The sequence below is a fragment of the Brucella sp. NBRC 113783 genome (genome assembly GCF_040372265.1).
GTDB classification, from domain to species: domain Bacteria; phylum Pseudomonadota; class Alphaproteobacteria; order Rhizobiales; family Rhizobiaceae; genus Brucella; species Brucella teleogrylli.
Map to the genome: position 1 here is coordinate 65,322 of NZ_BAABRX010000012.1, position 12,810 is coordinate 78,131.

Below are 12,810 nucleotides of genomic sequence, written 5' to 3' on the forward strand. Positions count from 1 at the left end.
GCGGGCAGAACGGGCCCGCCCCTTGCAATCACAATAGAGAATGCAGCTATTATGGAGGAAATCAGCCATGGAGCGCCGGATACGGGCCGTCCTGCTCGTCATGTCCGTCCTGTTTGCCGCACTTGCGACGACAGCCCGGGCGGATGAATTTCAGGGGCTTGTCGATGCGTTGGGCAAGGCGAATTTTGCCCAGATGCAGGAACGAATTTCCGAGCTTGCGGGCACCGGCGACACGCGCGTCGTGCCTGTGCTGAACGCGCTTGGCGATGGCGATCTTTATGCACGCAAGTCGGATGGTCGCGTCTTCATCACGAAAGCATCCGGCGCTAATTTCCAGCTTACCGATCCTGTCAGCGGAGAGGCGACGGGTGAAGCGCCCAAAGCCGCGATGGACAAGGTCAAGGTCAACAATTCCGTCCGCCGCGCGGTTCGCACGGCCTTGGGCGGTCTCACGCTGATGAGTCCCAACCGGGCCGAACGGCTGAAGGCTGCGGAGATCGTTGCCGCAAGCGCCGATGCGGATGCGCTTGAGCCGATCGAGGCGGCACTGGCCAAGGAACAGGACGACGCGATCCGCGCCCTTCTGGAAAAGGCGCAGGCTGCGGCGCTGCTGGCATCGGACCGTCCGGTTGCCGACAAGCTCAAGGCGACGCAGTTTCTTCAGGACAATGGCGATCGTTCCACTTTGTCGGTTTTGAATGCCGCCCGCGCCAATGCGCAGCCAGAGCTTGCCGCCGCGCTCGATACAGCCATCGGTCATATCGAACAAAGGCAGGCTTTCTGGGACGCCGGGCAGAATGTCTGGTACGGGCTGTCGCTCGGCTCCGTCCTGCTGCTTGCGGCCATCGGCCTTGCCATTACCTTCGGCGTCATGGGCATCATCAACATGGCGCATGGCGAAATGGTCATGCTGGGCGCCTATGTCACTTTCATGGTGCAGGAGGTCATCCGCACCAGCTATCCCGGCCTGTTCGACTGGTCGCTGGCCATCGCCCTGCCATTGGCGTTCCTGTTTACCGCGCTGGTCGGTCTGGTGATCGAGCGCGGCGTAATCCGCTTTCTCTATGGTCGTCCGCTGGAAACATTGCTGGCGACATGGGGCATTTCGCTCATCCTGCAACAGGCTGTGCGCTCGGTGTTCGGGCCGACCAACCGTGAAGTCGGCAATCCCTCCTGGATGTCGGGTGCTTTCGAACTCGGCGGCATGACCGTGACCTGGAACCGCCTGTGGATTATCGTGTTTTCGCTGGCCGTGTTTTTCACGCTGCTGGCCGTCTTGAAGCGGTCGAACTTCGGCCTGCAAATGCGCGCCGTCACGCGGAACCGCCGCATGGCGTCGTCAATGGGCATTCGCACGCCTTATGTCGATGCTTTCACCTTTGCGCTCGGTTCCGGTATTGCCGGCATGGCGGGCGTGGCCCTGTCGCAGATCGATAATGTGTCGCCCAATCTCGGGCAGGGTTATATCATCGACAGCTTCATGGTGGTGGTGTTCGGCGGTGTCGGCAATTTGTGGGGTACACTCGTCGGCGCCTTCTCGCTCGGTATATTGAACAAGTTCCTCGAACCTTATGCCGGCGCGGTGCTCGGCAAGATTCTGGTGCTGGTCCTCATCATTCTCTTTATCCAGAAGCGCCCGCGCGGTTTGTTCGCTCTCAAGGGCAGGGCGGTGGAAGCATGATCACGGCATTTCTGTTCAAAAAACTCGACCGCGGTGTCTTTATCGCCGCTGCAATCCTGATCGCGGCTGCGCTGGTCGTTCCGGCTCTCAATCTGCTGACGGCGCCGGATCATCCGCTGCATGTGCCGACCTATATGGTGTCGCTCATCGGCAAATATCTGACCTATGCCATGCTGGCGCTGGCGCTTGATCTGGTCTGGGGTTTTTGCGGCATTCTCTCGCTCGGCCATGCCGCCTTCTTCGCACTCGGCGGCTATGCCATGGGCATGTATCTGGTGCGGCAGATCGGCGCGCGCGGCGTTTATGGCAATCCCGACCTGCCGGATTTCATGGTGTTCCTCAACTGGAAGGAACTGCCGTGGTACTGGTTCGGCTTCGACCATTTCTTGTTTGCTTTGCTGATGGTGCTGCTGGTGCCGGGGCTCCTGGCTTTCGTCTTCGGCTGGTTCGCCTTCCGCTCCCGCGTCACCGGCGTCTATCTGTCGATCATCACGCAGGCCATGACCTATGCCCTGATGCTGGCCTTTTTCCGCAACGAGATGGGTTTTGGCGGCAATAACGGCCTGACCGATTTCAAGGATATTCTGGGTTTCAACATTCAGGCAGACGGTACGCGCGCCGCACTCTTCGCTGCTTCCGCACTCGTGCTGGCCGTCGCGCTGATCTTCAGTTCGGCAGTCGTCAAATCGAAATTCGGCAAGGTGCTGGTCAGCGTGCGCGACGCGGAAAGCCGCACGCGTTTTCTGGGTTATCGCCCGGAAAACTACAAGCTCTTCATCTTCACGGTTTCGGCGATGATGGCGGCAGTGGCGGGCGCGCTCTATGTGCCGCAGGTCGGCATCATCAATCCCGGCGAATTCACGCCGGCCAATTCCATCGAGGTCGTGATCTGGACTGCCGTGGGCGGTCGGGCAACGCTGGTCGGGCCGGTGATCGGGGCCGTGCTGGTCAATTTCGGCAAGAGCGTCTTTACAACGGCTTTCCCGGAAATGTGGCTGTTCGTGCTCGGCGCGCTCTTCGTTGCCGTTACCCTGTTCCTGCCGAAAGGGATTGTCGGCACGTTCCGCGCCTTCATGGCGTCGCGCAAACCGGCAACCACCCCATCCGGCGATGAGGCCAAACTGCAAGCATCGGCTGCGGAGTGAGAGACACCATGACCGAAAGCACCAACAGCCTGCTCTATCTCAACGGTGTGTCCGTCTCCTTCGATGGATTCAAGGCGCTGAACTCGCTGTCCTTCGTCATCGAACCGGGCGAATTGCGCGCCATTATCGGCCCCAACGGCGCGGGCAAGACGACGATGATGGATATCATTACCGGCAAAACCAAACCGGATGAGGGCGAGGTTTTCTTCGAGGGCAATATCGATCTGACCAGGAAGGATGAGGCCGATATCGCCCAGATCGGCATCGGGCGCAAATTCCAGAAGCCGACCGTGTTCGAGAGCCACAGTGTCTGGGACAATATCGAGCTTGCGCTGGACCGCAAGCGCGGTGTGTGGGCGACATTGCTCTACCGGCAGGACAAGGCGGATCGCGAGCGCATCGAAGACATATTGAAAACGGTGCGGCTGTGGGCGCGGCGTGATGAACTCGCCGCCAATCTTTCGCATGGGCAGAAACAATGGCTCGAAATCGGCATGCTACTGGCGCAGGAGCCCAAGCTTCTGCTGGTCGACGAGCCAGTGGCGGGCATGACGGATGCCGAAACCGCCGAGACGGCCATTCTCCTGAAGGAGATCGCCAAAACACGTTCGGTCGTGGTGGTGGAGCACGATATGGGCTTCATCCGCGAGCTGGGCGTCAAGGTGACCTGTCTCGCAGAAGGCAGCGTGCTTGCGGAAGGGTCCATCGATTTCGTCAGTTCCGATCCGAAGGTGATCGAAAATTACCTTGGGCGCTAGAAAGGCTACAGATGTTGAGCGTTGAAAATGTGAGCCTTCACTATGGCGCGGCGCAGGCCCTGCGCGGGGTGTCGCTGAAGGCAGAAGCGGGGCGCATTACCTGTGTTCTGGGGCGCAACGGTGTCGGCAAGTCCAGCCTGCTGCGCGCCATTACCGGGCAACAGGCGCTGAGCGGCGGGCATGTCGTGTTCGACAATGAAGACATGAAAGGCCTGCCGCCCTATGCGCGCGCCAGCCGCGGCATGGGCTATGTTCCACAAGGGCGCGAGATTTTTCCGCTGTTGACGGTGAAGGAAAACCTCGAAACCGGCTATGCCTTGCTGAAGCGCTCGGAACGCTTCATTCCCGACGAGATATTCAATCTCTTTCCGGTGCTGAAGGATATGTTGCCGCGTCGCGGCGGCGATCTGTCCGGCGGCCAGCAGCAGCAATTGGCAATCGGTCGCGCCATGGTGCTGAAACCGCGCATTCTGGTGCTCGACGAGCCGACGGAAGGCATCCAGCCTTCCATCATAAAGGATATTGGTCGCGCCATCCGCTATCTGCGTGATTCCACCGGCATGGCCATTCTTCTGGTCGAACAATATCTCGATTTCTGTCGCGAACTTGCCGACCATGTCTACATCATGGACCGCGGCGAGATCGTGCTGGACGGTCCAGCGGAGGTTCTCGACACACAAAGGGCGCGGAACCATCTCACGGTTTAGAGAGCGATGATGAATTGTGTGGATCACACCATATATTTGTCCCAGAAGTGTCTTTGCGGCGCGATTTGCTCGACCACATCCACCCACAAGCCAGTTGGATCTGCAAAGCCAAAGCGGCGCTGGCCGAAAGGCTCTTCAGTGAGCGGATAAGTAATTGGCAGCCCCCTGCCTGCCAGTTCCTCATGGGCGGCCTTTGCGTCCGCAACTTCCATTTCGAAGCAAAGCCCGCTTCCGGCGTAAATTTCGGGGCCGGGGGGCGACGAAGGATGATCCGGTGTCATGAAGGCGATTGAGGCCGTTCCGCCCTCTGCGACGAGCAGGCAAAACCATGAACTATCGAAAGCCACCTCAAACTCAAGATATTTAGCCCAAAAGTCGCGCGCCGCGTCTTTGTTTGGGGTGACGATGATGGGGTAGCGGTCGGTAAATCGCATACTGGCCTCCTTGCCTATTAGAAACAAACAGACTATCTGTTTTCTTGGCAGACTTAAAAACAAACAGACTGTCTGTCAATGAAATTCCGAAGGAAGCGGAAATGACCAAGAATGAACTTCGCACGAGCCAGACCAAGGGGCGGTTGGTTGCTGCGGCGCGAACACTGTTTGCCCGGGAAGGCTATGCGCAAACCAGCACGGAGGCGATCATAGCCGCAGCCGGTGTGACACGAGGCGCACTCTATCATCACTATCGGGACAAGTCGGATTTGTTCGAGGTGGTGTGTCGCGATCTCGCCGTTGATGCGGCTGAGGAGATCCGAATCGCAACCGAGGGTTTGACCAATCCTGTCGAGGCGCTGGAGCAGGGTTCTCTCGCGTGGATTGACTTTATGCTCCGACCGGAAAGCCGTCGCATACTTGTTATCGATGCGCCAGGTGTACTCGGGCGCGAAAGATGGGAAGCGCTTGATCGCGAACTTTCCTTTGATCTCCTCCGCATCGGCGTAGAAGAGGCGATTGATGCCGGCGCCATCCGCTTCTCAGCTGGCCCGACTATGCTTGCCATACTGCTCAACGGCGCGATGAACGAGATTGCGTTGCGCGCCGAAGAGGATGATGTCGCGGCATTGAAAGCCGGGCTGCTAGAGTTGCTTGGCGCGCTGAAGTCTTGATTGCGGCCAATACCCGGCGCTGGCCCGCCCGTGCGACCTCCTTCAGAGCGGCGTTATCCAGCATCGCTTCTGCGATAAAAGTGGTGCATTGACTCCTCTTAAAAAGTGGCTATAACCACAAATGCAGACTGAAGATTTAAGACCATCTGCAAGGGTGGTCTTGTTGCGTCTGGAATCCGGATAAGTCCTCTTGCAGATGTCATAGCGACGTTGGGAGGACGCCGTAATGCACGGAAGCAAAATAGCCCTTAGGGGCGTACCGGATATCATTTCCTACATAGATGCGAATGACGGCATTCGAGGCCGCGCCGGTGTCATCTGGTGGCTTGCCCTTGGTGGCCTGTTTCTTGACGCCTTCGCCAATTCGGCATTGAGCGCAGGCCTTGGGCCAATGACACGCGATCTGGGACTGGATGCGGCGCAGGTCGCATTGATGACCTCTTTCGCCGCATGGGTGTCGATCGCGTTCAATCCGATTGGTGGTTGGATTGCCGACCGTTGGGGGCGTATGCGCCCGCTGATTTTCGCAAAGCTCATCGCGCTCATCGGCGCAGTGCTGGTCATGACGGCGCATTCCTATGAAGTCATTCTTCTTGGACGCTTCTTCGTTGGCGCCGCCTACGGTATCGACTTTGCCATCGCCATGGCCGTACTTGCAGAGTTCACCCCTGCGCGCCTGCGCAGCCGTCTCAATACATGGCAGGGCATCTGGTACACAGCCGTTTGTACCAATGTGCTTCTGGCCATGCTGTTCTACAGCTGGGATGTGGGTGATGCGATCTGGCGCTATTCCGTCGCGGCCACTGGTATCTTTGCCTTTGCCATCATGGTGCTTCAGGCAGTGTTCATGGTTGAAAGCCCGATCTGGCTTGCCCGCAAGGAAAGGCTGGAAGAGGCCGCCCGTGCGATGACCCGCATCTATCATCGCGATTTCGTTGCCGCTCTTCCGGAAGACCGTCTACCGGTTCTCAATCAGGCCCGCCGCGGCATTGCCAATGTTGCCCTGATTTTCCGTGGCATCTATCTGCCCCGCACTATTCTAGCGGCCACTGTCCAGATCGGGCAATCCATCCAATATTTTGCTGTGGGCTGGTATCTACCCCTCATCAGTGCGGCGCTGTTCGGCAAGGATTTCATCTATGCCATGTTGGGCACGCTGGTGTTCAACGTATTCGGTATCATCGGCGGCTTTTCTTCACCTGTCATCGGGCGCGTGCTTGGCCTGCGCAAGGCTTCCGCCATCGGTTTTGGTGCAGTCTTCGTCATGCTGGTCATCATGGGCCTGTTCCATGACACCATGCCGACATGGCTCGCGGTGATCGTGCCTTCGCTGTTCATCCTGTTCCATTCCGGTGGTCCGGGCGCAAACGGCAAGAGCCTGTCGTCGCTCTCGTTCCGAAGCGAACTGCGTGCAGGCGCCAACGGCATCATCGGTGCACTCGGCGCCATGGGAGCGGCCCTTGGCCTGCTGGTCTTTCCGCTCTTTCGTGAGAGCTACGGCCTCGGCCCGACATTCCTGATCCTGTCGGTGGTTCCACTGATCGCTTGCATCATCTGCTCAATCATTCAGTGGGATCCGACCCGCACCAAGGTCAGCCCAGATGACGAGCCAAATGCGCCGCAGTTCGAAGGCGACCGGTAACAACGGAGGATAATGTGAACGGACGCAGACAGGCCATTCTGGCCATTGATGAAGGAACGTCCGGAACCAGGGCCGCGCTCGTCGCGGCCGACGGTTCGGTCTCCGCCGTCAATTACACGACGCTTGCCGTCTCTTCACCACGTCACAACGTGGTGGAGCAGGACGCCGATGTTCTTTTGCAAAAGACCATCGAAATGTGCGGCAAGACCATTGCAGCCGCACGTGATGCGGGCGTGGAGATTGCTGCAATGGCAATCGCCACGCAACGCGCCACCGGTGTTCTGTGGGATACGCAAACGGGCCGGGCGCTGGTTCCCGCCATGGTCTGGCAGGATTCGCGCTATGCCGAAGAACTGAAACCACTCGGAGCCATCTGGGACGCGAAACTCGTGTCGCTTGCCGGACGTCCTGTGGGCGGACGCGCGATCTATTTATGGGCGGCGCGCCACATGCAGGAGACGCCCGTCGTGCGCGAGGCATGGAAGGCGAAAAGGCTTGCTTTCGGCACGGTCGACACGTGGCTGCTGTGGAATCTGTCCGAAGAACGCAAGGCCGTCACCACGCCGACGAATGCGACTTCTGCCGGTGCCTATATTCTCGCTGAGAACCGCTACTTCACCGAATGGGTGGAGGCGCAGGATTTTCCGCCGGAGCTGTTGCCCGAGCTGAAACAGGACGCTGACGATTTCGGTTATACGCGCCAGGATATTCTCGGTATCCGCGTGCCGATCAAGGCTTCTTGCGGCGATCAGCTCGGTGGTCTTGTCGGTCTTGGCTGTCACGATGCAGGGCAGGCCATGTGCGTACACGGTACGGGCAGTTTCGTCGATCTTGTGATCGGAAAGCAGACGCCAAAGAATCCCGGCCTCTACGAGGCAACTTTCACCATGACGGCCTGGCGGAGCGAGAACCTCTCGCATTTTGCGGTCGAGACCTATGCCGCCACAACCGGATCGGCGCTCAACTGGCTCTGTAATGAAATGCGCTGGTTCGAGAATGCCAAGGAAATCAGCGAACTGGCTGCAACTGTACCGTCTTCCGATGGCCTGTTCTTCATGCCGACCCTGACGGGATTGCGCCAGCCGAACATCGTTCCCGATGGCCGGGCATCACTGACCGGGCTCTCGATGGCACATAGCCGGGCGCATCTTGCTCATGCCATTCTGGAAGGTATTGCGCATTCGGTCGTTTCCTGTGCGGAGGCGAGCTCTAAAGTGGCGGGCGTTCCGGTTCGGGAAGTGGTGGCAGGCGGAGGGCTTTCCTCCAGCGATACGCTGCTTCAGCTGCAGGCCGATCTCAGCGGTGTGCCGGTGCGGCGCATGGCGGATCAGGATCGCGCGAGCCTGCGGGGAACCGCATTCCTGGCAGCCAGCGATGGCTTGCTCTGGAGCGACCTTGCTGAAGCTCGCGGCACGCTGCCCGAAGGCAATCTCTTTATCCCCAAGACCAGCGAAGCGGAAAGACAGGACCGCAGAGCGCGGTGGCATTCCCTCACGGAAGAGGAAGTCGCACGCGTTCGATCCGGTCACTATCATTAAACAGGAGTTGAAATGCTGAATCTGCGCTCCCGGCGCGCGGACAAGGATCGCGCCCGGATGATCCGCACCGAACCGCTGCGGCTGAACCGTTCGGAACAGGAAGACCGTCTTGCCACCGAAACCTACGATATTCTGATCGTCGGCGGCGGCGTGACCGGGGCTTACTGCGCCTTCGACGCAAGTCTGCGCGGCTTTCGTGTTGCGCTGGTCGAGAAGGATGATTTCGCATCCGGTACATCATCGAAATCCTCCAAGATGGTGCATGGCGGCTTGCGCTATATCGAACAGGGCAATCTTGGGCTGGTTCGTCATTCCCTGCTGGAGCGCCAACGCCTGCGCCGCAATGCCAGTCATCTGGTGCAGCGCCTGCCTTTCCTGTTTCCGATTCTGGAGCGGGATGGTGTGTTCGACTCGCGCTTTGCCAAGGCGTTTGAAGGCTTGCTCTGGACCTATGATCTGGCTGGAGGCTGGCGCGAAGGCATCCTGCATCAGAAGCTGACTGCGGCGGAAGTGCTGGCGCATTGCCCGACCTTCAAGGACGAATATCTGCGCGGTGGCCTGATGTATTTCGATGCCCGCGTTGACGATGCGCGCCTGACGCTGGCGCTTGCCCGTTCTGCGAGCTTTTATGGGGCGACGGTCCTCAACCACTCGAAAGTTGCCGAGATCACCCGCAGTTCGGGCCGGGTTGATGGCGCAATCGTTCATACCGTCGAGGGCAAGGAAATCCGGGTGCGCGCCAAGACAGTCATTATGGCGACAGGCGTTTGGCTGCGCGACTGGATGGGCCTTGGCAAGGATGGCGAAAAGCCGTTGCATGTGCGCCCGGCCAAAGGCGTTCACGTCGCGATTCCCTGGCTGAAAATTCGCAACGACTGCACGGTGACGGTGCCGGTGCCGGGGCGTAGCCGCCGCGCGACGATTACGCGCTGGGGCAATGTCTCCTATCTCGGCACGACCGATGAGGATTATCAGGGCGATCTCGATGATGTGCATTGCACCCGCCGAGAACTCGATTTTCTGATCGAGGGCGCTTGCAGCGCGCTCAATATCGATCTGACGCCAGATGATGTTGTCGGCAGCATTGCCGGATGTCGTCCGCTGGTCGCCGCTTCATCGGGCGGCAGCACCATGGACGTCAAACGCGACCATTCCGTGCATGTTGCGCCTGATGGCCTTGTCACGATTGTGGGCGGTAAGCTGACGACGTCGCGCCATATGGCCGAACAGACGGTGGATGCCGCCGCGAAAGTTCTGGGTGATCGCCGCCGTTGCACCACCAAGAAAGCCTTTTTGCTCGGTGCCGCCGGTTATGACGCGCAGGCAATCGTCGCTTCGGGTGGCATGGAGGCGCATCTGGGCGAACGTTACGGTACGGAATCGCGCTTCGTCAGTGATCTGATGGCCGCTCGTCCTGAACTCGGCCAATCGATTGTGGAAGGGTTGCCCTATACCGGCGGCGAAGTCATCTACGCCGCCCGGCATGAACTTGCCCGGACCATCGATGACGTGCTGTCGCGTCGTATGCGTGCCCGCCTGATGGCGCGCGATGCTTCCGCCCGTGCCGCCGCCAAGGTGGGCGCTTTGCTGGGTGAGGAGCTTGGTCTCCCCCAAACCGAAATCGACCGTCAGGTCGCCGCTTATGTGGCTGCGACCGAAAAAGAAAAATCCATTCTCATAGGAGCGAACTGAATATGATCAGCAAGGAAGCCATCAAACGCGGTTATAATCGTGGAAATTATGTAGTTGGCGCACCGACCCAGCCGCATTATGCCGGCAGCATCAAGGAAATCGGCACCGAGGCCGATCTGGCTCAGAACGCCGTTGCCGTAGACGCTGCTCTCGTTGAAAAGCTGCGGGGCGTTGCAGACGAAGTTCTGACAGCGCGCGAAGATGTCGTCGTGAACACCCGCGACTGGTGGGCGCGCACCATGGTCGCGGAAACGGGTGGAAAGCCCGCAACGGTCGACGGCGTATTCGTTCGCGTTTCGACGGTCGAACAGGTTCAGTCCGTCATGCGCCTTGCGCATGAAGCAAAAGTTCCGGTTACGGTTTCTGCCGGACGCTCCAACGTTACGGGCGCGGCACTCCCGTTGCGCGGCGGTATTGTGCTTGATGTCTGCAATCTCAACCGTTTCGTCAGCTTCGATGCGGACAGCCAGATCGTTGAAGTTGAAGCTGGCATGTTCGGCGATATTTTCGAGGAGATGATCCAGCGCGACTTTGGCATGACCATGGGCCATTGGCCGTCCTCATTCGGTATCAGCACCGTGGGCGGCTGGATCGCTTGCCGCGGCGCAGGTCAGCTTTCGACACGCTATGGCAAGATCGAGGACATGGTGTACGGCATGGAAGTCGTGCTGGCGGACGGTTCGCTGGTGACGGTTGGAAACTATGCCCGTGCAGCCATCGGACCCGATCTCCAGCAGATATTCATCGGTTCGGAAGGCACGCTTGGCATTATCGTGAAGGCGCGCTTTAAACTGCATCGTCTGCCGGATTATGCCCGCGCGATCGCCTATGGCTTCAAGAGCTTCGGCATCGGTCTGGAAGCCTGCCGCCGCATCATGCAGGGCGGCGCCAATCCCGCAGCACTGCGTCTTTACGACGAGCTGGAAAGCGGTGTGCAGTTCGGCCTGCCGGAAAGCAACGTGCTGTTGATCGCCGATGAAGGCGCTCAGGAAATGGTCGACGCCGTGATGGCGATCAGCGAGAAGGTTTGCGCCGAACTCGGTGACAAGCTCGATGGTGAGACGATCTTCGAAAAGTGGCTCGACACGCGCTATCTGACCGGCAAGAGCGCCGAAGGCTTCAAGCGCAGCCCGGGCTTTGTTGCCGATACGCTGGAAATGACGGGATGCTGGCGCGATCTGCCTGCGATCTACGACGAGGTCGTCGCTGCAATCAATGCAGTGCCGGGGACGCTGGCCGGTTCGGCGCATCAGTCGCATGCCTATGTCGACGGCGCCTGCCTCTATTTCTCGCTGCGTGGCGACGTGGAAGTGGAAAAGCGCGCCGAATGGTATCGTGCTGCCTGGGATGCTGCCAATGCCGTTCTAATCAAGTATGGTGCAGCCTTGAGCCATCACCACGGCGTCGGACTGCTCCGCGCGCCTTACATGAAGGACGCTCTGGGTTCTGCGTTTCCTCTCCTCGAAACGGTGAAGAAGGCGCTCGACCCGGACAATCTACTTAACCCCGGCAAGCTCGGACTTTCGCTCGACATGCCAAGAGACGGAAAATGATGGAATGACATTGGACAGAACGATCGGTGAGCGGCTTTTGCGAACGCCGGTGATGGCGACGCTCTACGGCGTGGATAATCTTCAGGCATTTCTGGACAGCAAGGCGGAAGTGGGCATTGTCGCCAACATTGCCTTGCGCCATGTGGCCGAAGTGCTCAACGCGCTCAAAAAAAGCAACAAGCTGATCGTTCTGAACATCGACAGTTGCGAAGGCCTGTCGCAGGACAAGGGAGCTATCGAATTCCTTGCCGAGATTGGCATTTCGGTTCTGCTGTCGACCCGTGTTCCAACAATCCAGAAGGCCGCGCAATGCGGCCTTCTGACCATGCAGAAAGTCTTTGTGACCGACCGGTCCACCTGGCCGCGCAGCCTGAAGGCGGTTTCGCAAAGCGGGCCCAATCTGGTGCAGATCATGCCATCGCCCATGCTCGGCTATCTCTCTGCAGAGGACAAACGCCGTCTCCCGCCTATCGTAGCTTCCGGCTTTATCTGTGATGAGACCGATTTAGCAAAGGCAATGAAAGAGGGCGCAATTGCCGTTTCGTCAAGCAATAAATCCCTTTGGGACTATAGCAGGCGCAAGCCATAATCACACATTGCTGACAGCTGACGGTGGAAGCAGGTGTTCTAGAGCGGTTCCGGTTAAAACGGAATCGAGGAACCGCTCTATCTATTTGTTTTTACGCATTATCCTACGTATCGAAGCGGGATCAGAAATCAGTCCACTGGACTGATTTCCCCGCGTAGGCGCTACGCGCTTTTGCTGGAAATGCTCTAAAGCGTGTCGCATTTATTCGGCCTCATACCCAGCAGCCTTAAAGAAGTTCTGGCATTCATTGATGGAGAAGAGACTGATGATATCGCCAAGTGCTTTTGAGATGGCGTCGAAGCTGCGTGCTGCTCGCTTTCTCAGAAGTGCCTTGAGTTTTGAGAAAGCCATTTCGATTGGGTTCAGGTCCGGCGAATAGGGCGGCAGGAAGAGAAAC

General features: G+C 58.7%; 12 protein-coding genes. 10 read left to right on the plus strand and 2 right to left on the minus strand.

What is annotated here, in order from left to right; all coding sequences use genetic code 11:
- Positions 1-67 precede the first annotated feature (67 nt).
- From urtB to urtE, 4 genes are read left to right on the plus strand one after another with little or no spacing between them, the layout of a single operon-like run.
- Entirely contained in the window at positions 68-1,681 is a 1,614-nt protein-coding gene (gene urtB / locus ABWW11_RS22930) for an urea ABC transporter permease subunit UrtB (RefSeq protein WP_109366282.1), read from the plus strand.
- Complete coding sequence (gene urtC, locus ABWW11_RS22935) at positions 1,678-2,826, plus strand: urea ABC transporter permease subunit UrtC (protein ID WP_109366281.1); 1,149 nt, start codon at positions 1,678-1,680, stop codon at positions 2,824-2,826. The genes urtB and urtC overlap by 4 nt, the downstream gene beginning before the upstream one ends.
- An 8-nt stretch (positions 2,827-2,834) precedes the next feature.
- A complete protein-coding gene (gene urtD / locus ABWW11_RS22940; RefSeq protein WP_109366280.1) occupies positions 2,835-3,584 on the plus strand; it encodes an urea ABC transporter ATP-binding protein UrtD in 750 nt (249 codons plus the stop codon).
- 11 nt (positions 3,585-3,595) lie between these two features.
- Positions 3,596-4,291 (plus strand): urea ABC transporter ATP-binding subunit UrtE, encoded by a 696-nt coding sequence (urtE, locus tag ABWW11_RS22945; protein ID WP_109366279.1) that lies wholly within the window; start codon positions 3,596-3,598, stop codon positions 4,289-4,291.
- 23 nt (positions 4,292-4,314) lie between these two features.
- On the opposite strand, the gene ABWW11_RS22950 is transcribed toward urtE, so the two are convergent.
- On the minus strand, positions 4,315-4,725 hold the full coding sequence (locus ABWW11_RS22950; RefSeq protein ID WP_109366278.1) for a VOC family protein: 411 nt from the start codon (positions 4,723-4,725) through the stop codon (positions 4,315-4,317).
- Between the two features lie 101 nt (positions 4,726-4,826).
- Between ABWW11_RS22950 and ABWW11_RS22955 the strand changes: the two genes are divergently transcribed.
- The 6 genes from ABWW11_RS22955 to ABWW11_RS22980 all read left to right on the plus strand — a co-directional run bounded on the left by ABWW11_RS22955 (position 4,827) and on the right by ABWW11_RS22980 (position 12,413).
- On the plus strand, positions 4,827-5,399 hold the full coding sequence (locus ABWW11_RS22955; RefSeq protein WP_109366277.1) for a TetR/AcrR family transcriptional regulator: 573 nt from the start codon (positions 4,827-4,829) through the stop codon (positions 5,397-5,399).
- 226 nt (positions 5,400-5,625) lie between these two features.
- Positions 5,626-7,041, plus strand: a complete 1,416-nt coding sequence (locus ABWW11_RS22960) for an MFS transporter (protein ID WP_109366276.1) — start codon at positions 5,626-5,628, stop codon at positions 7,039-7,041.
- 14 nt (positions 7,042-7,055) lie between these two features.
- Complete coding sequence (locus tag ABWW11_RS22965) at positions 7,056-8,579, plus strand: FGGY-family carbohydrate kinase (protein WP_109366275.1); 1,524 nt, start codon at positions 7,056-7,058, stop codon at positions 8,577-8,579.
- A gap of 12 nt (positions 8,580-8,591) precedes the next feature.
- Positions 8,592-10,271, plus strand: a complete 1,680-nt coding sequence (locus ABWW11_RS22970; protein WP_109366274.1) for a glycerol-3-phosphate dehydrogenase/oxidase — start codon at positions 8,592-8,594, stop codon at positions 10,269-10,271.
- A gap of 2 nt (positions 10,272-10,273) precedes the next feature.
- A complete protein-coding gene (locus ABWW11_RS22975) occupies positions 10,274-11,824 on the plus strand; it encodes an FAD-binding oxidoreductase (protein WP_109366273.1) in 1,551 nt (516 codons plus the stop codon).
- A gap of 4 nt (positions 11,825-11,828) precedes the next feature.
- Positions 11,829-12,413, plus strand: a complete 585-nt coding sequence (locus ABWW11_RS22980) for a glycerol-3-phosphate responsive antiterminator (RefSeq protein ID WP_109366272.1) — start codon at positions 11,829-11,831, stop codon at positions 12,411-12,413.
- Positions 12,414-12,614: 201 nt separating this feature from the next.
- Here ABWW11_RS22980 and ABWW11_RS22985 read toward each other — a convergent pair.
- On the minus strand, positions 12,615-12,810 hold a 196-nt coding region (locus tag ABWW11_RS22985), incomplete at its 5' end, for a transposase (RefSeq protein ID WP_353411653.1).

Bases quoted from the DNA above. Each gene is read 5' to 3' on its own strand.
- ABWW11_RS22970 (WP_109366274.1), top strand. From the start codon at position 8,592: ATGCTGAATCTGCGCTCCCGGCGCGCGGACAAGGATCGCGCCCGGATG.
- urtE (WP_109366279.1), top strand. From the start codon at position 3,596: ATGTTGAGCGTTGAAAATGTGAGCCTTCACTATGGCGCGGCGCAGGCC.
- urtC (WP_109366281.1), top strand. From the start codon at position 1,678: ATGATCACGGCATTTCTGTTCAAAAAACTCGACCGCGGTGTCTTTATC.
- ABWW11_RS22980 (WP_109366272.1), top strand. From the start codon at position 11,829: ATGACATTGGACAGAACGATCGGTGAGCGGCTTTTGCGAACGCCGGTG.
- urtD (WP_109366280.1), top strand. From the start codon at position 2,835: ATGACCGAAAGCACCAACAGCCTGCTCTATCTCAACGGTGTGTCCGTC.
- ABWW11_RS22950 (WP_109366278.1), bottom strand. From the start codon at position 4,725: ATGCGATTTACCGACCGCTACCCCATCATCGTCACCCCAAACAAAGAC.
- ABWW11_RS22955 (WP_109366277.1), top strand. From the start codon at position 4,827: ATGACCAAGAATGAACTTCGCACGAGCCAGACCAAGGGGCGGTTGGTT.
- ABWW11_RS22960 (WP_109366276.1), top strand. From the start codon at position 5,626: ATGCACGGAAGCAAAATAGCCCTTAGGGGCGTACCGGATATCATTTCC.
- urtB (WP_109366282.1), top strand. From the start codon at position 68: ATGGAGCGCCGGATACGGGCCGTCCTGCTCGTCATGTCCGTCCTGTTT.
- ABWW11_RS22975 (WP_109366273.1), top strand. From the start codon at position 10,274: ATGATCAGCAAGGAAGCCATCAAACGCGGTTATAATCGTGGAAATTAT.